Annotated in this window: 20 protein-coding genes; 8 read left to right on the top strand and 12 right to left on the bottom strand. The window is 69.7% G+C overall.

What is annotated here, in order from left to right; all coding sequences use genetic code 11:
- Positions 1-12: 12 nt before the first annotated feature.
- The 6 genes from CR162_RS15130 to CR162_RS15105 all read left to right on the top strand — a co-directional run bounded on the left by CR162_RS15130 (position 13) and on the right by CR162_RS15105 (position 10,055).
- Positions 13-3,258: an efflux RND transporter permease subunit gene (locus tag CR162_RS15130; RefSeq protein ID WP_099096368.1), complete on the top strand. Its 3,246-nt coding sequence runs from the start codon at positions 13-15 to the stop codon at positions 3,256-3,258.
- Between the two features lie 68 nt (positions 3,259-3,326).
- A complete protein-coding gene (locus tag CR162_RS15125; RefSeq protein WP_198368146.1) occupies positions 3,327-3,701 on the top strand; it encodes a hypothetical protein in 375 nt (124 codons plus the stop codon).
- Positions 3,702-3,866: 165 nt separating this feature from the next.
- Positions 3,867-4,796 carry a cation diffusion facilitator family transporter gene (locus tag CR162_RS15120; RefSeq protein ID WP_099096367.1) on the top strand — a complete coding sequence of 310 codons (930 nt, stop codon included), beginning with the start codon at positions 3,867-3,869 and terminating at the stop codon, positions 4,794-4,796.
- A 120-nt stretch (positions 4,797-4,916) separates the two neighbouring features.
- On the top strand, positions 4,917-7,496 hold the full coding sequence (locus tag CR162_RS15115) for a heavy metal translocating P-type ATPase (RefSeq protein WP_099096366.1): 2,580 nt from the start codon (positions 4,917-4,919) through the stop codon (positions 7,494-7,496).
- Positions 7,497-7,573: 77 nt separating this feature from the next.
- Positions 7,574-8,500 carry a cation diffusion facilitator family transporter gene (locus CR162_RS15110; RefSeq protein ID WP_099096365.1) on the top strand — a complete coding sequence of 309 codons (927 nt, stop codon included), beginning with the start codon at positions 7,574-7,576 and terminating at the stop codon, positions 8,498-8,500.
- Positions 8,501-8,735: 235 nt separating this feature from the next.
- Positions 8,736-10,055: an Nramp family divalent metal transporter gene (locus CR162_RS15105; protein ID WP_099096364.1), complete on the top strand. Its 1,320-nt coding sequence runs from the start codon at positions 8,736-8,738 to the stop codon at positions 10,053-10,055.
- Between the two features lie 24 nt (positions 10,056-10,079).
- Here the strand turns inward: CR162_RS15105 and CR162_RS15100 are convergent, their stop codons facing one another.
- Genes CR162_RS15100 through CR162_RS15085 form a run of 4 tightly spaced genes read right to left on the bottom strand, consistent with a single transcriptional unit; the run spans position 10,080 to position 12,316 of the window.
- Positions 10,080-10,724, bottom strand: coding sequence for a DsbA family protein (locus CR162_RS15100; RefSeq protein ID WP_099096363.1), 645 nt, complete (start codon positions 10,722-10,724; stop codon positions 10,080-10,082).
- Positions 10,721-11,179, bottom strand: coding sequence for a disulfide bond formation protein B (locus CR162_RS15095; protein ID WP_099096362.1), 459 nt, complete (start codon positions 11,177-11,179; stop codon positions 10,721-10,723). Before CR162_RS15095 ends, CR162_RS15100 begins: the two co-directional genes overlap by 4 nt.
- A gap of 22 nt (positions 11,180-11,201) precedes the next feature.
- Positions 11,202-11,666, bottom strand: a complete 465-nt coding sequence (locus CR162_RS15090; RefSeq protein ID WP_099096361.1) for a copper chaperone PCu(A)C — start codon at positions 11,664-11,666, stop codon at positions 11,202-11,204.
- Positions 11,663-12,316: an SCO family protein gene (locus tag CR162_RS15085; RefSeq protein ID WP_099096360.1), complete on the bottom strand. Its 654-nt coding sequence runs from the start codon at positions 12,314-12,316 to the stop codon at positions 11,663-11,665. Before CR162_RS15085 ends, CR162_RS15090 begins: the two co-directional genes overlap by 4 nt.
- A gap of 231 nt (positions 12,317-12,547) precedes the next feature.
- Here CR162_RS15085 and CR162_RS15080 point away from each other — a divergent pair, with 231 nt between their 5' ends.
- Entirely contained in the window at positions 12,548-12,985 is a 438-nt protein-coding gene (locus CR162_RS15080) for a MerR family transcriptional regulator (RefSeq protein ID WP_099096359.1), read from the top strand.
- A gap of 59 nt (positions 12,986-13,044) precedes the next feature.
- On the opposite strand, the gene CR162_RS15075 is transcribed toward CR162_RS15080, so the two are convergent.
- The 8 genes from CR162_RS15075 to CR162_RS15040 form a co-directional block, all read right to left on the bottom strand.
- On the bottom strand, positions 13,045-14,052 hold the full coding sequence (locus CR162_RS15075) for an arsenic resistance protein (protein ID WP_245870397.1): 1,008 nt from the start codon (positions 14,050-14,052) through the stop codon (positions 13,045-13,047).
- A 72-nt stretch (positions 14,053-14,124) separates the two neighbouring features.
- Positions 14,125-15,537 carry a YncE family protein gene (locus tag CR162_RS15070; RefSeq protein ID WP_099096357.1) on the bottom strand — a complete coding sequence of 471 codons (1,413 nt, stop codon included), beginning with the start codon at positions 15,535-15,537 and terminating at the stop codon, positions 14,125-14,127.
- Between the two features lie 453 nt (positions 15,538-15,990).
- Positions 15,991-16,239 carry a hypothetical protein gene (locus CR162_RS15065; RefSeq protein ID WP_099096356.1) on the bottom strand — a complete coding sequence of 83 codons (249 nt, stop codon included), beginning with the start codon at positions 16,237-16,239 and terminating at the stop codon, positions 15,991-15,993.
- 75 nt (positions 16,240-16,314) lie between these two features.
- Positions 16,315-16,932 carry a cation diffusion facilitator family transporter gene (locus CR162_RS15060; RefSeq protein ID WP_099096355.1) on the bottom strand — a complete coding sequence of 206 codons (618 nt, stop codon included), beginning with the start codon at positions 16,930-16,932 and terminating at the stop codon, positions 16,315-16,317.
- Positions 16,929-17,666 carry a cytochrome c biogenesis CcdA family protein gene (locus CR162_RS15055; RefSeq protein WP_456316219.1) on the bottom strand — a complete coding sequence of 246 codons (738 nt, stop codon included), beginning with the start codon at positions 17,664-17,666 and terminating at the stop codon, positions 16,929-16,931. The genes CR162_RS15060 and CR162_RS15055 overlap by 4 nt, the downstream gene beginning before the upstream one ends.
- A gap of 13 nt (positions 17,667-17,679) precedes the next feature.
- A complete protein-coding gene (lspA, locus tag CR162_RS15050; protein WP_099096354.1) occupies positions 17,680-18,198 on the bottom strand; it encodes a signal peptidase II in 519 nt (172 codons plus the stop codon).
- Positions 18,191-20,380 carry a heavy metal translocating P-type ATPase gene (locus tag CR162_RS15045; protein WP_099096353.1) on the bottom strand — a complete coding sequence of 730 codons (2,190 nt, stop codon included), beginning with the start codon at positions 20,378-20,380 and terminating at the stop codon, positions 18,191-18,193. Before CR162_RS15045 ends, lspA begins: the two co-directional genes overlap by 8 nt.
- Before the next feature lie 22 nt (positions 20,381-20,402).
- Positions 20,403-20,639 (bottom strand): heavy-metal-associated domain-containing protein, encoded by a 237-nt coding sequence (locus CR162_RS15040; protein WP_245870396.1) that lies wholly within the window; start codon positions 20,637-20,639, stop codon positions 20,403-20,405.
- 322 nt (positions 20,640-20,961) lie between these two features.
- Here CR162_RS15040 and CR162_RS15035 point away from each other — a divergent pair, with 322 nt between their 5' ends.
- Entirely contained in the window at positions 20,962-22,233 is a 1,272-nt protein-coding gene (locus tag CR162_RS15035) for an acyltransferase family protein (RefSeq protein ID WP_099096352.1), read from the top strand.
- The last annotated feature ends 111 nt before the right edge of the window (positions 22,234-22,344 follow it).

Here is a 22,344-nt window from a genome sequence, read left to right as displayed (position 1 = left end):
GCATCACCTGACATGATCGGACCAATCCTCGACTTCTCCGTCCGCAACCGCTGGACGGTGGTGCTGCTGGCCGTCATCGCGGCCTGCATCGGCGCGTGGTCCCTCGCGCGCCTGCCCATCGACGCCACGCCGGACATCACCAACAACCAGGCGCAGATCAACACCGTCGCGCCCTCGCTCTCCCCCTACGAGATCGAGAAGCAGGTCACCTTTCCGATCGAGACCGCGCTGGCGGGCATCCCGGGGCTGGAGAGCACGCGCTCCATCTCCCGCAACGGCTTCAGCCAGGTCACGGCGGTGTTCGCCGAGAGCACCGACATCTACTTCGCCCGCCAGCAGGTGCTGGAGCGCCTGATCGAGGCGGGCGAGGCCATGCCCGAAGGCGTGGAACCCCGTCTTGGGCCGGTCTCCACCGGCCTCGGCGAGGTGACGATGTGGACGGTGCGCTTCGCCGACCGCACGCCGGGCGACGTCAAGCCGAACGGCACGCCGGGCTGGCAGGCCGACGGCAGCTACCTGACGCCGGAGCGCGAGCGCCTGGCCACGGAAGCGGACCGGGCGACCTACCTGCGGACCGTGCAGGACTGGATCATCCGGCCCCAGATCCGCAACGTGCCCGGCATCGCGGGCGTGGACGCCATCGGCGGCTACACCAAGCAGTACGTTGTCCAGCCCGACCCTGGACGCCTCATCGCCCTTGGCCTGAGCTTCGGCGACCTCGCGTCCGCGATCGAGCGCAACAACGTCTCGACCGGCGCGGGCTACGTGGAGCGCGGCGGCGAGGGCCTGGTGGTCCGCTCGGGCGGGCGTGTCGCCACGGTGGCGGAACTGGAGCAGGTGGTCGTCACCACCCGCGAGGGCACCCCGATCCTCCTCCGCGACGTCGCGCGGGTCTCCATCGGCCAGGCCCCGCGGACGGGCAGCGCCAGCGGCAACGGCCAGGAGATGGTGGTCGGCACCGCGCTGATGCTGATCGGCGAGAACAGCCGCACCGTGGCCGCCGCCGTCCACGCCAAGGTCGACGAGCTGAAGCGGACCCTGCCGGTCGGCATCGAGGCCACGGCCGTGCTGGACCGCGGCATCCTGGTGGACGCCACCATCAAGACCGTCGCCAAGAACCTCGGCGAGGGCGCGCTCCTCGTCGTCGTCATCCTGTTCCTGATGCTCGGCAACATCCGGGCCGCCATCATCACGGCGATGGTCATCCCCATCACCATGCTGCTGACCTCCTTCGGCATGGTGCGCGGCGGCATCTCGGCCAACCTGATGTCCCTCGGTGCCCTGGACTTCGGCCTGATCGTGGACGGTGCCGTCATCATCACCGAGAACAGCCTGCGCCACCTCTCCGAGCGCCAGCACGAGAAGGGGCGCCTGCTCACCCTGGGCGAGCGCCTCGAGACGGTCGCCGACAGCGCCAAGGAGATGATCCGGCCGTCGCTCTACGGCCAGGGCATCATCATCCTCGTCTACGCCCCGCTGCTCACCTTCACGGGCGTCGAGGGCAAGATGTTCATCCCGATGGCGCTGACCGTCATCATCGCCCTGGCCTTCGCCTTCGTCCTCTCCCTGACCCTGGTCCCGGCCCTCATCGCCATCTGGATCAGCGGGCGGGTGCAGGAGAAGGACGTCGCGATCGTGCGGGGCCTCAAGCGCGTCTACGCCCCCGTGCTCGGGCGCGCGCTGCGGGCGCCGCTGCCGGTGATCGCCGTGGGCGCGCTGCTGTTCGTGGGGTCGCTGAGCCTGTTCTCGCGGCTGGGGCAGGAGTTCATCCCGCAGCTGGACGAGGGCAACCTCGCCATGCAGGCCCTGCGCATCCCGAGCACCTCGCTGCAGCAGTCCCAGGCCATGCAGTCCGTTCTGGAGCGCCGCATCTCGCGCCTGCCCGAGGTTCAGATCATCTACTCCAAGACCGGCACGGCCGAGGTGGCCTCCGACCCGATGCCGCCCAACGCCTCGGACACCTTCATCATCCTCAAGCCGCGCGACCAGTGGCCCGACCCGTCGCTGCCCAAGGCGGAGCTGGTGCGCCGCATCGAGCAGTCGGTCGCGGGCATCCCGGGCAACGCGCTCGAGTTCACCCAGCCCATCCAGATGCGCTTCAACGAGCTGCTGGCGGGCGTGCGCGGCGACCTCGCCGTGAAGGTCTTCGGCGACGAGTACGGCCCCATGCTGCAGGTGGCCGGGCAGATCTCGCAGATCCTCAACGGCACCGAGGGCGCCGCGGACGTGAAGGTGGAGCAGGCGACGGGCCTGCCCTTCCTGGAGGTCACGGTGAACCGCGCGGAGGTCGCCCGCAGGGGCCTCAGCGTCGCCGACGTCCAGGCCGTGCTGGCGGCGGCGGTCGGCGGCCGGGAGTCGGGCATGGTCTACGAAGGCGACCGGCGCTTCGCCATCGTCGTCCGCCTGGGGGAAAGTCTGCGCAACAACCTCGAGGCGCTGCGGAACCTGCCGGTGCCGCTGCCGCCGGTGGCGGGCAGGCCCGCCGCCTCGGTGCCGCTGCAGCAGCTGGCGACCCTCAACGTGGTCGAGGGGCCGAACCAGATCAGCCGCGAGCAGGGGCGGCGCCGCGTGGTCATCCAGGCCAACGCCCGCGGACGCGACATCGGCTCCATCGTGGCCGAGGCGCAGGCGAAGGTGAACGAACAGGTCCAGCTGCCGCCCGGCTACACCATCACCTGGGGCGGCCAGTTCGAGAACCTCGCCAAGGCCCGCGACCGGCTGAGCGTCGTGGTGCCCGCCTGCTTCCTGCTCATCATCATCCTGCTCTTCGCGGCGCTCGGTTCGGTCCGCGACGCCCTCCTGGTCTTCAGCGGCGTGCCCCTGGCGCTGTCGGGCGGCCTGCTGGCGCTCTGGCTGCGGGACATGCCCTTCTCCGTCCCGGCGGCGGTGGGCTTCATCGCCCTCTCCGGCGTGGCGGTGCTGAACGGGCTGGTGATGGCGACCTCCATCAAGGGCCTCATGCAGCAGGGGCACCTGTCCCTGCGGGACGCGGTGTACCAGGGCGCCATGACCCGCCTGCGGCCCGTGGCCATGACGGCGCTGGTGGCGTCGCTCGGCTTCGTTCCCATGGCGCTCGCCACCGGCGCGGGCGCCGAGGTCCAGAAGCCGCTGGCCACTGTGGTCATCGGCGGCCTGATCAGCGCGACCCTGCTGACCCTGCTGGTGCTGCCCGCGCTCTACGTGCGCTTCGGCCGTGTCCAGAAGCCCGTGGCGGAGGACGCCGTCCCCGCCGGGGCGCGGCACGCCGCGGCCGAGTGAATCCGGCGGGAGGGGCGTCCCAGCCCCTCCCGGCGACAACAGTCCACCAACCAACGAGGACATCAAACGTGCGGACCATCCTTCTCGCGGCCCTGGCGGCCGCCTCCATCTCCACCGGCGCGCTGGCACAGGCGCATGGCCACAGTGACCAGGGCGCCCATGGCGGCCGCATGCAGGACGTCGTCGGCGTGCACGCCGAACTCATCGTCTCGGACCGGACCCTGACGGTCCACCTCTACGACGAGGCGGGGAAGCCGGTGCCGTCGGCGGGCTACACGGTGTCCGCGCTCGTCGGCTCCGGCCAGGCCCGCCAGGTCGTCCAGCTGGCGCCGGGGACGGACAACACCCTGGCCGGGACAGCTCCGAGCGCCCCCGCGCGAGGCGCCGCCGTGACCCTGCAGGTCAAGAACCCGGCCGGGCGCAGCGGCCAGGCGCGCTACTGAGCGTTGGATGCCGCCCCGCTCGCTTGGTGGGGCGGCTGCCTGACTTCACGGACAAGTGCCGGAGTGGAAGGGAGCCGAAGGGCTTTTAAGGGTTGAACCTCCAGCGGCTGGAGGTGCCAACGACCTGCCCGGATGGACCACGGTGGGTCCTTGCTGGAGGCTTGAATGGGACAGGGTCACGACCACGGTGCGGGCAACGCCAACTCGGCGGCCTTGGCCAAGGCTTTGGGACTGACGGGCGCGTTCCTGCTCGCCGAGGTGGCGGGCGCCTACATCTTTAACAGCCTGGCTCTCCTGTCCGACGCGGCGCACATGCTGACCGACGCGCTGGCCCTTGCAGTGGCCCTCGTCGCGATCCGGGTTGGCCGTCGCCCAGCCGACCGGCGGCGCACCTGGGGCTACCATCGCTTCGAGATCCTGGCGGCCGCGTTCAACGCTTCCCTGCTGTTCCTCGTCGCCCTGTACATCCTCTACGAGGCCTACCAGCGTTTCCGCGAGCCCGCGGAGATCGGCAGCCTCGGCACGCTCGCGGTGGCCGCCTTCGGGCTGCTGGTGAACTGGATCTCCATGCGCCTGCTGGCGGGGGGCAGCGAGAGCAGCCTCAACGTCAAGGGCGCCTACCTCGAGGTCTGGAGCGACCTCCTTGGCTCCGTCGCGGTCATCATCGGCGCCGCTGTCATCTGGGCCACCGGCTGGACCTGGGTGGACCCCGTGCTCGGCATCGCCATCGCCTTCTGGGTGCTCCCGCGGACCTGGACACTCCTGTCGGAAGCCATCGACGTCCTGCTGGAGAGCGTCCCGCGCGGCATCGACATCGACGCCGTCGAGCAGGCCATCAGTGAGACGGCCGGGGTCCGCGGCATTCATGACCTCCACATCTGGGCACTCACCAGCGGCAAGGTGGCCCTTTCGGCGCACATCGTTGTCGACGCCGCGCTGTCCAGGGAGGAGAGGCTGGAGGACGTGCTGGGAGCCATGCTCGCGGAGCGGTTCGGCATCACCCACGCGACCATCCAGACCGAGTTGGCGGGCGCCCATGGTGGTGTGACCGAAGACCTGTGGGGAAAGCCCGAAGCTGGGCATGCGCATGGATAGCTCCTCCCATGGCTGTCGCCGCCACACGCCAGCGGAAGTTTCCCGTGAACCTGATTCACCCCCTTGAACCTCCAGTGACTGGAGGTCGTATCTAGAGGACCATCAGCAGGAGATTGCTCGATGGACGGCACGCGCAGCGGCGGAGGTACCCCGGGACAGCCGGTGACATGGCGGGTGGAAGGCATGGATTGCGCTTCCTGTGTCGCCAAGGTCGAGAAAGCTGTCGGCCGTCTCCCGGGCGTCACCGACATCAAGATCAACCTGATGGCCGAGCGGCTCGGCGCCACGCTGGCGCCCGGTGGCGCGACGCCCGAGGCCGTCGAGAAGCAGATCGGCGCCCTGGGCTACAAGGTCACCCGCCTTGAGGCCCTGGCCGCCTCGCCGCCGCTGTCCTGGCGGGTGGAGGGCATGGACTGCGCCTCCTGTGTCGCTAAGGTGGAGAAGGCCGTCGGCCGCCTTCCCGGTGTGTCCGACGTCTCGGTGAACCTGATGACCGAGCGGCTGACCCTGCGCCTCGCGCCGGGCACCACGGATGCCGCGGCCGTGGAGAAGCAGATCGGGGCACTCGGCTACAAGGCCAAGGCCCTCGCGCCTCAGGAAGCCCCGGGCGCGCCGCCTGCCTCGGCAGTTGACCACGACCATGGCCACTGCCGCGGGCACGACCATGGCCATCATGACCATGATCACGGCCATGCCGGGCATGGACATGCCCAAGCCCAGCCTGCCGGTGCCCAGCCACACGCCGCCCATGACCATGACCATGGCCATGCCCATGGCGCCGCGTTCGGCCACTCGCATGCCGACCACGATGATCCGGCCGACGCGACCAAGCCCTGGTACGCGACGGGCAAGGCGCGCCTGGTCTGGCTGCTGGGCGCCCTCGTCATTGGCGCCTACGCGCTGTCGCTGGTGCTGCCCCGCAACCTGACCTATCCGCTCTTCCTGATCGCGACGCTGGTCGCCCTGGTGCCGTTCGGGCGGCGCGCCTTCAACCTGGCGCGGGCGGGTTCGCCCTTTTCCATCGAGACCCTGATGGTCACCGCCGCCGCGGGCGCCGCCGTCATCGGCGCGGCGGAGGAGGCGGCGGTCGTTGTCCTGCTCTTCGCCCTGGGCGAGCTGCTGGAGAACGTGGCGGCCGGGCGCGCCCGGGCGGGCATCAAGGCGCTGGCGAACCTCATGCCCCGCACGGCCCTGCGCCTGCGCGCGGACGGTTCGACCGAACAGGTGCCGTCCGACCGCCTGTCGGTCGGTGATCTCGTGCTGGTCCGCCCCGGCGACCGCGTGCCCGGCGACGGCACCATCGAGGAAGGGCAGTCCGCACTGGACGAGAGCCCGGTCACCGGCGAGAGCGTGCCGGTGACGCGCGGCCCCGGGGACGCGGTTGTGGCCGGTTCCATCAACGCCGACGGCGCGCTCCGCGTCCGGGTGAGCCGCGCGGCCACGGACAACACCATCGCCCGCATCATCCGCATGGTGGAGGAGGCCACCGCCTCCCGCGCGCCGACGCAGCGCTTCATCGAGCGGTTCTCGACCTACTGGACCCCGGGCGCGATGGTGGTGTCCGCGCTGGTCATCCTCCTGCCGCCCTTCCTGCTCGGCTGGGACTGGTGGACCAGCGTCTATCGCGGGCTGGCGGTGCTGCTGATCGCCTGCCCCTGCGCCCTCGTCATCTCCGTCCCCGCCGCCCTGGCCTCCGGCCTGTCGGCCGGTGCCCGGCGCGGCCTGCTGATCAAGGGCGGTGCGGCGCTGGAGGCGATCGGGGCGGCCCGGACGGTGGCCTTCGACAAGACCGGCACGCTGACGGCGGGCCACCCGAAGGTGACCGACGTGCTTCCGGTGGCAGGAACATCGGCCTGGGATCTCCTGGCCTATGCCGCGGCCGTGGAGCAGGGGTCCTCGCATCCCCTGGCCAAGGCCGTCCTGGCCGAGGCCAGTGAGCGTGGCATTGCGACTCCCCAGGCTTCCGACCAGGGAGCCGTGCCCGGCAAGGCGGTCACCGCCACGGTGGGCGGGCGGAAGGTCAGCATCGGCAGCCCGCGCCACGCGGCGGAGCTGGGCGCCAACATGGGTGCTCTCGCCGAACAGGTTTCCAAGCTGGAGACCGAGGGGAAGACCGCCGTCGTGGTGGTCGTGGACGGCGCCGCGGCGGGTGTCCTGGCCTTGCGCGACGAGCCGCGTGCGGATGCCGCCGCGGGCGTGGCCGCTCTGTCGAAGCTGGGCATCCGCTCTGTCATGCTGACCGGCGACAATGCCCGGACCGGCGCCGCCATCGCAGGTGGCCTTGGCCTGGATGTGAAGGCCGAACTGCTGCCCGAGGACAAGCTGCGCGAGATCGGCGCGCTCCGCGAAGCCGGTTCCGTGGTCATGGTGGGGGACGGCATCAACGACGCCCCGGCGCTGGCGGCCGCCTCGGTCGGCGTCGCCATGGGCGGCGGCACCGACGTGGCGCTGGAGACGGCCGACGCGGCGGTGCTGAAGGACCGCGTCTCCGGCGTCGCCGAACTCGTCGGCCTGTCGCGTTCCACCATGACCAACGTGAAGACCAACGTGGCCATCGCCGTCGGCCTCAAGGCCGTGTTCCTCGTGACGACGCTCATCGGCGTGACCGGCCTCTGGCCCGCCATCATGGCGGACACCGGCGCGACGGTGTTGGTCACCCTCAACGCGCTCCGGCTGCTGGCCTGGAAGCCCGGGGTGTAGCCCTGATGCGTGGAACCCGGGTGCCGGATGCCCGAAGGCGAGTTCCGCCGCAAGCAACCTGAACTCGGGAGCCGGTCATGGCCCACCACCATCATCACGGCGGCACGGAAGCCAAGGATTCGCCTGGACGCGGCAGGCGTCTTCTCGTCGCGCTGGCTTTGAACCTCGGGATCACGGCGGCCGAGGTGGTCGGGGGCGTCATCTCCGGATCGCTGGCGATGCTCGCCGACGCTGCCCACAACTTCTCGGACGCAGGCTCCGTGCTCGTGTCCTACGTCGCATGGCGCATCTCCCGGCGCGACGTGGATCGGAGGCGGACCTTCGGGTACGGGCGCTCGGAGACGGTCGGCGCGCTCATCAACCTGACGACGCTCTTCGTCATCGGCTTTTACCTGCTCTACGAGGCGGCAGACCGCTTCATGAATCCGGCGGAGGTCGCCGGGAAGACGATGCTGATCGTGGGCCTCATCGCCCTGGTGGAGGACGCCGCCTCCGCATGGGTGCTGCGGAAGGACATCGGCAGCCTGAACGTCAAGAGCACCTACCTGCACATGATCGCGGATGCCCTGGCGACGGTGGGTCTCATCGTGGGCGCCCTGGCCATCATGGTTTGGGGAGAGCGCGTCCAGTGGGTCGACCCGGCCATCACCGCGGCGATCTCGGTCTACATCTTCATCCACGCGTGGCACGAGATCCGGGAGGCGGTTGCGGTGCTGATGAACAGTGCTCCCCGGGACTTCGACTACGAAGCCGTTCTGGCCGAGTTGAGGGCGGCGCCGGGCGTGCGGGACGTTCACCACATCCACGTCTGGCAGCCGGAGGAGGGCAAGGTGGCACTGGAAGCGCACCTCGCCGTGGAGGATCTGCCCTTGGGGGAGGTGACCGACATCAAGGAGCGCCTCAAGGCGAAGCTACGCGACCGCTTCGAGATCGGGCACGCGACCCTCGAGTTCGAACTGGCGGGGCGTTTCCGCCATGGACGGCAGCTTCTCGGGGACCCCTGAGGCAGGGAAAGAAAGCTCCCGGCACCGAGCACCGGCTGCCCAGTGGGCGAGTCCCGGATTTCAGCGCGGGGCGACCAAGCGCCGGTGCGAACCTGCCGATGGATGCCTTCACGGCCGTCGGGGACCGCGCGGATTGCGCTTGAGATGCCTCTACTAATGATTGTAGCCTTGGGTTCACTCTGGGCCTCTGGCGGGAGCCGGTGGCAGGCGAGCACCCACTTGGCAGGCGTCGTCCATGACGGTTCCCCTGATTCCTTCCAGGCCTGAAAGCCTTCCCGAGGTCCATCGCTCCGTCCGGGTGCCGAACGCCGGAGGGTTCCTCCGCAAGCTGCTGGCCTTCGTCGGGCCCGGCTACCTGGTGGCGGTCGGCTACATGGATCCGGGTAACTGGGCGACGGCCTTGGCTGGCGGCTCGGCCTTCGGGTACACGCTGCTCTCCATCGCCCTGCTCTCGTCCCTGATGGCGATCCTCCTGCAGGCGCTCTGCGCCCGCGTCGGGATTGCGACGGGCCGCGACCTGGCGCAGCTGTGCCGCGAGCGTTTTCCGGCTCCCGTCGCCTATCCGCTCTGGCTCCTGGCGGAACTCGCGATCTGCGCGACGGATCTCGCGGAACTCATTGGCACCGCCATCGCCCTGCAGCTGCTGTTCGGCATTCCGCTACTCTTCGGCGTGATGCTGACGGCCCTGGACGCCTTCCTGATCCTGTGGCTCCAGAACAAGGGCATCCGCTGGCTGGAGGCCCTGATCTTCGGCTTCATCGCCCTGATCTTCGGTTGCTTCGCCATCCAGATCGCCTTGGCGGATCCGGACTGGGGCGCCGTGCTGCGCGGCTACATCCCGGCCGCCTCCATCGTCATGAACGAGACGCAGCTCTACATCGCCATGGGCATCCTCGGCGCCACCGTCATGCCGCACAACCTGTACCTGCACACGGCGCTGGTGCAGTCGCGGGACTACGGCAGGGACCTGGATGGCAAGCGGGAGGCCATCCGCTTCTCCAGCATCGACAGCACCGTGGCGCTGAGCCTGGCCCTGCTGGTGAACTCGGCCATCCTGATCACCGCGTCGGCGGTGTTCAACACCGCCGGGAGGACGGAAGTCGCCGAGATCCAGGAAGCCTACCAGTTGCTCTCGCCGCTGGTCGGAACCGGCGCGGCGGCAACGCTGTTCGCGGTCGCGCTGCTGCTGTGCGGCATCAACGCCACCGTCACGGCGACCTTGTCCGGCCAGATCGTGATGGAGGGCTTCCTCCGCTTCCGCCTGCCGCCGGTGCTGCGGCGCCTGATCACCCGCCTGGTGGCCATCATACCGGCCGTCCTGGTCACCTGGTTCTACGGCACGAGCGGCACGGCGCAGCTCCTGATCCTGAGCCAGGTGATCCTGTCGCTCCAGCTGCCCTTCGCCGTGGTGCCGCTGATGCTGTTCGCCGGGGACAAGGGGCGATTGGGAACCCTGACGGCGCCCCGCTGGCAACTGGCGCTCGGCTGGGCCAGCGCGGCGCTCATCATCGGCCTGAACGCCAAGGTGATCCTCGACCTCATCATCCAAGAATGAGGTCGCGCCGTCCGGGCGCGGCCTTCAGCGCGGGGCGTCCAGCTCGCTCAGGATGAGTTCGTAGAGCTGGCGCGGACCGAAGGAGAGCAGCGGCCGCGTGTTCACGAAGAAGGTCGGCGTCTGCCGCACCTGCAGGGACTGCAGGTCCGCCGTGTCGGCCTGCAGCACGCGGTCGACCTGCGGCTGCCGTCCGTCCTTCCTGGCCCGCTCGATGTCCAGCCCGGCAACCCCCGCGATCCGCCAGGCGGCCGCGAGGTTCGGCGCGCCGTGGGCCGCCCACTCCGGCTGCCGGGCGAAGAGGGCGTCCAGCACCTGCTCGAAGCGACCCTGCAGCCGGGCCGCCTCGAGGATGCGGACGGCCTCGTCCGACCCCTGGTGGAACGGCGCGTAGCGCAGCACCAGCCGGACGTCCTCCGGGTGGCGGGCCAGGATCTGCCCGAGGATCGGGTGGAACGCGCGGCAGGCCTCGCAGGACGGATCGAAGAACTCGACGAGGGTCACGCGCGCGTCGGCCTTGCCGATGACGGGCGAGTGCGGCCGCACGTAGGTGTCGTCCTGGCCGGTTACCGCCGGGCCAGCGAGTTCGCCGTGCGGGTACAGCCAGTATCCGAAGCCGAAGGCCGCGAGGGCCACGGCGCCGGTGCCAAGGGTGAGGACGCGCCGGTTCATGCCTTGCGCCCTCCCCGGGCGAGCAGTGTCAGCAGGATCAGCAGGGTGGTGAAGGCGAGGAACGAGAGCATGGGCAGCGGCGCCCAGCCCAGCAGCAGCATGCCTTCGCCGGAGCAGGACGGACCCGACGCGGCGCAGGGCTGTATGGCTTCCGGCACCACGCCGTAGAACATCAGCGTGTGCCACCCTGCGATCAGCCAGCCGACCAGCGCCAACGGCAGGGCGTAGCGCCAGGCGCCCGTGTCGGAGCGGTAGCAGGCCACGGCCAGCAGCACGGCGAGCGGGAACATGAAGGCGCGCTGATGCCAGCAGAGGGAGCACGGCGCCTGGCCCATGACCTCGCCGATGAACAGGGCGCCGAGGCTGGCGGCGAGCGCCACGGCCCAGGCCGCGAAGAGGATGGACCAAGCCTTGGCGTCGGCGCGGCCCTGTGTGGTCGACGTCACGGCGCTCATGGGCGCGTCCCCTTCTCCGTCATCAGTGTGCGGCTCCATGACCGGCCGCCGGTTCCCGCATCGCCACCTGCACCGGGACGGCAAAGGTCGCACCGTTCTCAAAGTTCAAGGTCAGGGTGAAGCCCTGCCCAGCCTTGAGGTCGGCGGCTGGCTTGATCAGCATCAGGTGCAGGCCGCTCGGCTCGAAGCGGATCACGCCACCCGGGGGCACGACCACGCCGCCCGGCCGTGCGCGCATCCTGGCCACCCTGCCTTCCACGACACTCTCGTGGATCTCGACCCTCTCGGCGACGGGCGTGCTGCCGCCGAGGAGGCGGACGGGTTGGCTGCCTCCGTTGCGGAGGCTGAGGTAGACGACCGCGGTGCCGATGCGCGCCAGCGCCGGTCGGGACCACGCGTTCTCGGCGAACAACCCGGGCTGCGCCTGCGCGGACGCCCCGCTCGCCACCATGCAAGGCAAGGCGGCCACGAAAGTACGGCGCTTCACGACGAGCGGTCCTCCGCCTTGGCGGCGCCGAGCGCCGCGCTGCCTAGGGCCAGCCGGATTTTGGCGACCGCCGTCGGCACGGGTTCGTGGGTGTCCAGGAAGCCGCGCAGCATATCGTCCGCACCGACCAAGTAGATGGAGGCGGTGTGCTCCATGACGTAGGAATCCCCGCCCGTGGGAACCTTGTTGTAATATGAGCGGAACGCCTTTGCGGCCTGCGCCACCTCCTCCTCGGTGCCGGTCAGGCCGATGAGGGTGGGATGGAAGTTGGTCACGTAGCTGGCCAGCAACTCCGGGGAGTCGCGCCCGGCGTCGACGCTGATGAACAGGGGCCGCACCGCCGCGGCCTCCTGCGGCGCCAAGCCATCCAAGACCTCCGCGATGTAGCCGAGGCCGGTCGGGCAGACGTCCGGGCAATGGGTGAAGCCGAAGAACACCAACCGCACTTGCCCGGCGTAGGTCGCGTCGGTGACGCGCTGGCCCGTATGGTCGACCAGCGCGAAGGGCGACCCGATGGGCTGCTGCATGCCGCTGGATCGCGGCGCGGAAGCCCTCTTGGAGCGCAGCATCCACTCGGACAGGCCCCACCCGAGCGCGCTCCCAGCCGGGACGCCAACGCCAAGGGCGAGCAGCAGGGTCCTGCGGTTCATCCCTGTGTCCTTTCTCAAGTCAGTCGTGGCCTGGAAATGGTCATCTGGCTGGAGTGGCGCCGCGGCGCCCGCGATGAAGCCGGTTCCCGGAACAGGCCGGGGGCACCTTCCCGATGCGCAGTGTCCGCTGTCAGCCATGGCTCCGCCATTCTTTACGCAGGGGCATAGCCGCTTGCGGCTACGGCCCAAGGCTCCCTAGATGCACCCTGTAGCCACTACAGGGTCAACGCCATGATTGCCGAACAGTCATTTAACATCGGCACGCTTGCCCGGGCCACCGGCACAAAGGTCGAGACCGTCCGCTGGTACGAGAAGGTCGGCCTGCTGCCCAAACCCGGTCGGAGCGCCGGAAACTACCGGACCTACGGGGAAGCCCATCTCGGGCGCCTGAGCTTCATCAGGCGGGCACGGGAACTCGGCTTCTCGCTGGAGCAGATTCGTGCCCTGCTTGGACTCGTCGGGCAGCCCGACCTGCCATGCGGCGCCGTGGACGCGATCGCCCGGGAGCATCTGGCGGAGGTCGAGCGGAAGATTGCGGACCTTCAGGCGCTTCGCCGCGAACTGGACGCCCTCATCAGCCAGTGCGGCTGCGGCACCGTGTCGGAATGCCGGATCGTCGAAGCCCTGGCGCCCACCCCTGAGGCACTCGGCGCGGCAGCCGGGCTCTAGCCATGCATGCGCGCCGCATCCAGGCGCCACCGGCCTGGGATCGGTGACCACACCCCTAGCTATTCGGCGGCGGCGGCAGGCTTGGCAGACACCAGCGTCGGCACCCAGCGGATGTAGACCAGCATGGCGACGAGCTCTACGAGCGTCTGCGTCACCACCGCGGCGGGCAGCAGGGCGCCAGCCTCCGGAACGGCGAAGGCCAGCGGCAGGACAACCAGGGAGTTGCGGGTGCTACCGCTGAAGGTGACGGCCCGCCCCGCGCCCGCCTCGAGGCCCGCGAACCTGGCCACCAGGCTGCCCACGACCGGCATGGCCACGGCGAACGCGGCGTAGACCGGCACCAGCATCGCGACGGACCTTGCCTGCGCCGCCACGTCCGGCGCGACCGCCGCGATGACCACCAGCAGCACCATGGCCATCAGAGGCACTGGCAGCCATCCCATGGCGTCGGCGACCGTCTTCCCAGCACCGGACCGTGCCGCCCAGGCCTGAGTCGCCGCCGACAGGGCCAGCGGGACGGCGATGAGCCAGACGAATGCCTCGATGAACGGGCCGGGCTGCATCATCGCCATGGCGCGCTCGCCGACGAACAGGCCGAGATAGACGGGCAGCAGCAGCATCTGCGCCACCAGCAGCACGGGGGTCGCCGCCACGATCAGCCGGGGATCGCCGCGGCCGAGGTGGGTGAACACGACCACGTAGTCGATGCAGGGCGCCAGCAGCACCATCAGGACGCCCAGGCGAAGCACCCATTCCTCGCTGGGTAGGAAGGAGGCCAGGACGAATGCCACCAGGGGCGCGGCGACGAAGTTCACGGCCAGCAGCGTTAGCAAGAACCGCCCGTTGGCCAGGCTCTTCCGGAGGTCCGCCAGGGGCACCTGGAGGAAGGTTACGTAGAGCAAGGCCGCGAGGGCCGGGTTGATGACCGCGCCCCAGGCTTCCCCAGGGGCGGCAACGGCCATGAGCGCGCCCGCGACGACCGCGGCGAAGTAGATGGCGACCTGGTTCTCCTCCAATCCGGTGCGGGTGACGGCCAAGCTGTCGGCTCCTTCGTGATGAGTGGGCAACCCCTGACCCAATGCCATTCACCTGCGGCTTGGGCAGGACCAATCCGCACCGCTCGGGGAGGAGATCTCCTGTCAGCGCGGCTGGAGGCGCAGGATGGTGTCGCTGTCGGCTTCTAGCACCCCGGCCGACTTGTCCACGGAGTACAAAGTGCCGCGCGGCCCCAGCAGGACGTGGTTGGCCAGCGGCGCCGGACCGAGGTTGGCCAGGATCTTGCCGTCCGCGTCCACCACGGTAACGGTGCCCGCCCCGCGGCTGGCCACGTAGCCGTGGCGTCGCGCCGGGTCGAATACGACGTTCAGCGCCCCGGCGCCCACAGGGGTGTCAGCCACCACCCTGCCGCTCTCGCCGTCCAACACCACCAGGTTGTCGCTGTCCTGCGACGCGACGTAGATGCGCCCGGTTTGCGGGTCGTGGGAAACACCGATGGCGCCACGCGCGCCGGGCACCGGCAGCACCTTCTCCACCGCGTTGGTGCGGGTGTTGATCACCGCCACCTCGTTGGTGACTTGGCTGACGACGTAGAGCCGGTTCGCGGCGGCATCCAGCGACAGGCTGGCGGCGGAGAAAGTGCCGCCGCGGACCCGGGACACGATCTCGATGCGCGCGGCGACCTCGTTGCTGCGGGTGTCGAACACCACCACTTCCGGCGCGAGCATGGCGCTGGCGAAGGCCTTGTTGAGCCGCGGATCGACCAGCACGTCGCGCGCGTGGCTCACCGTGCCGGGCGGGAACTGCTTCACCAGCGACAGGTCGGACTGGCGGTACACCGCCACGGTGTCCTGCCGCGTGTTGGTGACCCAGACCGTGTCGTTGCCGTCATCCACGCCTATGCCGTAGACGGCGTAGACGCCCGCATCCGCCGGGCCGCCAGGCCGCGCCGGGGCAGCCTGCGGCGTGATGCGCGCCAGCACCTCCAACGTCTCAGGGTTCAGCTTCAGCAGTTCCGACTGCTTCACCGGCGGGCGACCGATGGCGGAGGTGACGAACAGCGCATTGTTCTTGGCGCTGTAGGCGGACTGGTAGAGGCCGCGCGCCACCTTGGCTTCCCGCGTCACGTAGCCGTTCTGGCCAGACAGCGGGATGCTGGGCGACACCTTCAAGGGCGCCAGCGCCGCGCTGTAGGGGCCCTGCGCCACCACCACGATCGGGTGGCTGCCCACGGCGGCGTCGGCTGGGACCATGATCCGGCCCGCGATCTTGCCGTCCTTGTCCGCTTCCAGCGTGCCGTTGGGCAGTGCCGCCGTGCCATAGAGCAGCGCCACCTTCTGGCCTGGGCGGAAGCCCTGGCCGGACACGGCAACCTCGCTCCCGGGAAGGATGGGCTTGCCGCGCTCGGTGGCGGCGAAGCGTACCTGCGCGTTGGCCGCAGCGTCCACTGCGCCGAAGGAGGACTGCGCCAGCGCGTCACCCGTGGCCAGAAGCAGCGAACCGGCGGCCAACATGCCGATGGTGGCGAGGCGAGAGTGCGTGCGGAGGCGTCGCATGGTGCGGTGTCCTGCTGGTCGGGGTGGGCGAGGAGGTTGGTCAGGCTGACGTGAGAGCGCGTGGGACCGCCGCGTGCCAGGGGCCTAAGCTACGGCTTGCCTCCCTTGGAGGGACTTCGGCCGCGGTCGACCCGACAATCCTGGCGGGATGGAGTACGGCGTCGGGCACAGTAAGGCGTTGGTTCACGGCAGCACATGATAATCATTCGCATATCGCACTAAGATTAAGCAACTGCAACCGTTCCACTGGCCCACCACCCGGTGTCAGTGGCTCCCCCTGGGCGCCTCGACATCCTCGCGAAGGCTCCGGGCGGGCCTCAACGTGGGAGCGGCGCCCTTCAACGCGGCGGCCGAGGCAGGCCGACCGGCGGTCTGGGCCGCCGGTCGACTTGGCCAGGGCCGACTTCCCAAATCCGGTACAGGTCGGCCGCCGACAAGGGTCTTCCGTTGATGCTAGTGGCTACCCTCTGGGGCGCCTGGCTGGGCTGGCGGAGTCGGCATTCCTGCCCGCTCCTCAAGCTGGCGCAGGCGAGTCTCCAAAGAGGCCATCCGCTGCATCATCGGGCAGCCCATCATCATGCCGCCCTGCTGCCCCTGCTGCATCGGCATCATTCCGCCCTGGGTCTGGCTGCCCTGGGCAGAGGCGTCTGCCACGGCCAGAATTCCAGCCAGGGCGGCAATGGATACGACGAACTTCCGCATCGTTGACCTCCTCATGGTTGCCCGCAACGAAGACGCACTTCCCACATGGGAGGGTTTCGCTGCGGGAGAACGTCGTCAATCACGCGCCACCCTCAGGTCCGCCCGCGCGTCGCGAATGATCGACCAAGCCGACTGGAGGAACAGCCCGGCGATGACGAATGCCACGGCGAGATCGGGCCATGCCGTTTCGGTCCACCAGACGAGGCCCGCCGCGACCAGCACGGCAGCATTGCCGATGGCGTCGTTGCGGCTGAACAGCCAGACGGCCCGGACATTGGCGTCGCCCTCCCGATGCGGGATGAGCACCGCCGCGGAGGCGACGTTGACCACCAGCGCGACGGCGCCGAACAGGCCCATCAGCTCGGCCTCGGGCTGGTTCAGCACCAGCACCCGGTAGCCCGTGGTGGCGAGCACGCCCAGGCCGAGCACGGCGAGGAACAGTCCCTGGATGAGGGCAGAGCGGGCGCGCCAGGCGAGGCTCCAGCCGATGGCCAGCAGGCCGAGGAAGCTGATCAGGCCGTCACCCAGGAAGTCGAGAGCGTCCGCCTTCAGCGCCTGGCTGCCGGAGACGAAGCCGCCGACCATCTCCACGAGGCCATAGCCGACGTTGAGGCCGACCACGATCCAGAGCGCCCGGCGGTAGGCGGGCGTGATGTGGGCGAGGTCCTCGGGAAGGTCGTCGTCGTCGCTCATCCAATGTTCCCAAGCCAGGGAAAGAGCCGGAGCATCAGGATGGCGAAGTCGGTCAGGTGGCCCGTGATCATGGCCACCCCCATCGCCACCATGACGCCGCCCGCCACGATCTGAAGAGCACGGCCAAGGCGCCGCAGCCCGCGGAACGGGCCGCGCAGGAAGCTGTCCGCGAAGGCGGCGACCAGCAGGAAGGGCACGCCCAGCCCGGCCGCGTAGGTGGCCAGCAACACGATGCCGAGGTGGCTGATCTCGCTGGTGGCGGTCAGCGCCAGGATGGCGCCGAGCACCGGCCCGATGCAGGGCGTCCAGCCGAAGGCGAAGGCCAGCCCGAGCACGTAGGCGGAGAGCGGCGTGCCACCGCTGAGGGTCGGCATGAAGCGGAGGTCGCGTTGCAGCGGCATCAGCCGCAGGACGCCCGCGGTCATGAGGCCGAACAGGATGACCACCACGCCGCCCACGATCCCGGCCTCGTAGCGGTAGCGCAGCAGGGCTTGGCTCAGCGCCGAGGCGCCCGCGCCCATCGCCACGAAGACGGTCGCGAACCCCAGGACGAAGCAGAGGCCGAGGCCGACCGTGGCGAGGCGACCGGGCGCCGCGCGTTCGGCGGCGACCGAGCGACCGGCGACGTAGGAGACGTAGCCGGGCACCAGCGGCAGCACGCAGGGCGAGAGGAACGAGACCATCCCGGCCAGGAAGGCTGTCAGGAGGCCGGACATCTGGAGGAGCGGGTTCACGGCGGTCCCGCCCTCAGGGTCGCGCCGCGGAGGTCGGCGCGCCCGCCGGTTCGCGCCTCCCGCCGACGAGGAGCAGGAGCGCGACGCCGACGAAGATCGCGGTGTCGGCAAGGTTGAAGGCGGGCCAGTGGTAGCCAGCCACGTGGAAGTCCAGGAAGTCCGTCACGGCGCCGTGCCGCAGCCGGTCGACGACGTTGCCCAGGGCGCCTCCGGCGATGAACCCGACCGAGGCCGCCATCCCCGGCCGCCGGTCGCGCGTCGTCCAGACGACGAGGCCCACGACGACGGCGAGCGCGAGGGAGGACAGGAGCCAGGGCGTCGCGGGGTGGTCCGCCGACAGCAGACCGAAGCTGACGCCCCGGTTCCATCCCAGCACCAGGTTGAAGAACGGGGTGATGGGGATGACGCGGGGCGGATCCATGAGATGGGCCAGCACCCACCACTTCGTCGCTTGGTCCAGCGCGAAGGCCAGCGCGGCCGTCGCCGCGCTCCAGGTCCAGGCGAGGCGCGCCCTAGGCAGGACCTCAGTCATGCGCCACGCCCTTGAAGCGGTATCCGAGCAGGCGCAGGGCGTTGAGGGTCACCAGCACCGTCGCGCCGGTGTCGGCCAGCACGGCGGGCCAGAGGCCGGTGACGCCGACCACCGTCGTCACCAGGAAGACCGCCTTCAGACCGAGGGCGATGGCCACGTTCTGGTGGATATTGGAGAGCGTCGCGCGCGACAGCCCGACCAGGGCGGCCACATCCACGACGCGGCTGTTCAGCAGCGCCGCGTCGGCCGTCTCCAGGGCCACGTCGGTCCCGCCGCCCATGGCGATGCCGACTGAAGCGGCCGCGAGCGCGGGCGCGTCGTTGATGCCGTCGCCGACCATGGCCACGGGCGCCTTTTCCTTGAGGGCGCCGATCTCGCGCAGCTTGTCCTCGGGCAGCAGGCCCGCCTTCACCTTCAGGCCGAGCGCCCCGGCGATGGCCTGCCCGGTGCGGACGTTGTCGCCGGTGAGCATGACGGCCTCGACGCCCAGGGCGTCGAGCGCCCGGATGCCCGCGGCTGCGTCCGGCCGGGGCTCGTCGCGCACCGCGATCAGGCCGGTGTGGGCACCGTCCACGGAGACGACGACCACCGTCTTTCCTTGGTTCTCCCACTCGGCGACCGTCCGCGCCGCGTCGGCCGGAAGCGGTGCCCGTCCGGCGGCATGGGAGGGCGAGCCGACGGCCACCCGCTTGCCGGTGACAACCGCCTCGACGGCCTTGCCCGGGATGGCCCGCGAGTCCTTGGCGGGGCGGAGCGGGATGCCATCGGCGTCCGCCCGCTCCAGGATGGCGCGGCCGAGCGGGTGGCTGGAGCCGTTCTCCACCGCGGCGGCGAGGCCGAGCATGATGCGCTCCGGGCCGGACAAGGCGAGGACGTCCGTCACGCGGGGCCGCCCCTCGGTCAGGGTGCCGGTCTTGTCGAAGGCGACGGTGCGGATCCGGCCGATGGCCTCCAGGGCGCCGCCGCCTTTCACCAGCAGGCCGCGTCGGGTGCCGACGGCGAGGCCGGAGGCGATGGCCGCGGGCGTCGAGAGGACGAGGGCGCAGGGGCAGGCGACCAGCAGCAGCGCCAGGCCTCGATAGATCCAGGTGTCCCAGTCGGCACCGAGGAAAAGCGGCGGCACCACAGCCACCAGAGCCGCGACGGCGACCGCGATAGGTGTGTAGACGGCCGAGAACCGCTCGATGAAGCGGGCGGTGGGCGCCTTGGCGTCCTGCGCCTCCTCCACCAGGCGGATGATGCGGGCGATGGTGTTATCGGAGGCGGGCTTCGTCACCCGGACCTGCAGCGCGCCAGAGGCGTTGATGCTGCCCGCGAAGACGGAGGCGCCCTCGGCTTTGGGGACGGGGACGGACTCGCCGGTCACCGGGCTCTCGTCCACCTCGGACTCGCCCTCGGTCACCTCGCCGTCGGCCGAGACGCGATCGCCCGGGCGGACCAGGACGAGGTCGCCGACCTTCAGGCTGGCGGCGGGCACCTCCCGCGCCGTGCCATCCTCGATGCGCAGCGCAGTCCTCGGCACCAGGGCGCCGAGCGCCTCGATGCCAGCGCGCGCCCGTCCGGCCGCCATGCCCTCGAGCAGTTCGCCGACGGTGAACAGGAACACCACGACGGCCGCCTCGGAGGTCGCATCGATGGCGATGGCGCCGACCGTCGCGATCGACATCAGCATCTCGATGCTGAAGGGCGAACCGGCGCGTGCCGCAGCGATGGCCTTCCTGCCGAAGAAGGCAAGGCCAATCAGGGCGGCGGGAACATAAGCCCAGTGATCCAGCGACGGAGCGGCCAGGGAGACGGCAAACCCGGCGCCAGTAAGGGCGCCGATGAGGGCGGCCAGCCGGGCCTTGGCGCCGTTCCACCAGGCCTTGCCCGTGCGACCAGACGCCTCATTCCCGCCTGCGCCCTCCTCGCCGACAACGACCTGCGGTGCCTCGACAGGGGCGACACCGTAGCCGAGCTTGCGGATTTGCTCCTCCACGGCCGAGCGTGGCGTGGCCGCCTCGTCCAGCCGGAAGGCCAGCACCTGGCGGTGGTAGTTGATCCGGATGTCCGCGGCGCCTTCGAAACGACCGACAGCCGTCTCGATCTTGGAGGCGCAGGAGGGGCAGTCCATGCCCTCCACGTGGTACCGCAGGGCCGCCCTGGATCCAGGGTCGCGTGTAGCCGTTCCGCCGTCAGCCATGGCCGTTGTCCTGCTCCCTAGGTCACGCCAGAGGCGCCACACCGTAACCGAGACCGCGGATCTTCTCTTCGAGCGCCGTGCGGGGCGTGGTGGCCTCATCGAGACGCAGTTCGAGGGTCTGCGTCTTGTAATTGGCCTGGATGTCCTGGGCGCCGCCGAGCTGCTCGACGGCGTCCTCGATCTTCAGGGCGCAGCCGGAGCAATCCATGCCCTCGACCAGGTAACGCAGCTCCACCAGGGCCGCTGTGCCTTTGTGCATCGTTATCGATCGCCTTCCCATTTCAAGCATCCACGCGGGCCGCTGCGGGATGGAAGGCTTCCGATATGGACCCTGTAGTCACTACAGGGTCAATGCTATAGTCGACGGGAAGTCGCTCACGGTTGGCGAGCTTGCCCGGACCAGCGACACCGAGGTCGAGACCGCCTGGCGAAAGGAAGGTCGGTCCACCGCGCCGTTGGGGCGCTGTTCCATCGCTGAAACAAAATGATGCGAAGCGGTGGCTGCCGCGCACCGACGGGCTGGCTCATGATGGCGCCGGGCAATCGCAGGTGTGCCAAAGCGAGCCCGGGATAGGAGGTCCATGCTCCCGCGCTCCACGTCGGTTCGCCCGGACGGCCCCTCCCGTCCCGCCGTTCAAGCCCCGGATCTGTCCCGGGCCTCCGGGGTTCGCTGGGATTACCTGGACCAGCTCAGGGCCATCCTGATGCTGGCTGGCATCCCTTACCACGTCGGGCTGGTCTACGCGTCCCACGCCACTTGGATCGTGGCGTCCCCGGACAAGTCCGAGGCGGTGACCTGGATCATCCAGTTCAGCCACACCTTCAGGATGCCAGCCTTCTTCCTGATCGCTGGCCTCTTCGCCATGCTGCTCGTCTGTCGGCGCGGGCCAGGCACGTGGCTGAAAGGGCGCTTTCAGCGCCTCGGTGTGCCCCTGGTCACCTCGCTGCTCGTCATCAGCCCCTTGATGGTCATGGCGAGTGCTGTCGCCAGCGGTGGGGTGTCGAACGCGCTGCCCGGCTTGGTCGAGACCGCGCGCAACCTGTCTGACACCTGGACCGTGCACCTTTGGTTCCTGATCTACTTGCTGCTCTACTGTGGTGCGTTCGCGATGCTGTGGCGGATTGTCGGCGCCCGGCGGATCGAAGAAGGCAATCACGCCGTACAGAGGTGGGTAGCCCGCAATCCGATGTTGCCGTGGTTGGGACTGCTGTTCGCGGGACTGACCGCCTTGGCAACGGCGGTCGCCGCCAAGTTCTTCGACGCCATGTACCTCTTCGGCGGCATCCTGCTTCCCGCGCAACTTGCGGCTGACGGAATTGTCTTCCTGGTTGGAGCCTTGATCGCGTCGCGCCCGGCCTGGGTCGACGGGTTCTCGCGCCCGCGCTGGCCGAGTTGGGGACTGGCTTTCGCCTCCGCCTTCGCCATGGCGTACTTCCAGGAGAAGGGTGACGACTTCAGTCGCGCGCTGACCTTCTTCCTGATGCCGGTCGTCGGCATCCTCTTCTCGCACGTGCTGCTGTCCGCGGCACGCAAGTGGTTGGATCGCAGGAACAGGCTGTCGAACGCCATGGTCGAGGCGGCCATGACCATATACCTCGTGCATGTGGCGATCGTGCTCTGGCTTTCTGTCGCATTCCTCGAAGTGTCATGGCCAGCCGAGTTGGAAATCGCCCTGATCGTCGTGCTCTCGGCAGCCGCTTCCTATGCCTTCCATTGCCTCGTCAGGAGCAGTCCCGTGCTGACTTTCCTGTTCAACGGCACATGGGAAGTCCGTGGAGGAATGACTGCTTCAGCCGCACCAAGGCATGTCCCGGCCAGAGTGCTGGAGACGGCCAGGAGGATAGAGGAGTAGGCATGCCGGTGGCGCCTTGGCTGCCCACATAAGCAGGCCGAGCTTGTCGAGATTCGGGTGGTGGGTCTCGACCGGGAGACGGGATCGCCCGGTCGCGCCGTTCCGCTTGTG

Source organism: Teichococcus rhizosphaerae (genome assembly GCF_002631185.1).
Lineage (GTDB): Bacteria > Pseudomonadota > Alphaproteobacteria > Acetobacterales > Acetobacteraceae > Pseudoroseomonas > Pseudoroseomonas rhizosphaerae.
The sequence above is the reverse complement of the archived record's forward strand: the minus strand, read 5'-3'. Positions and strand labels throughout refer to the sequence as shown.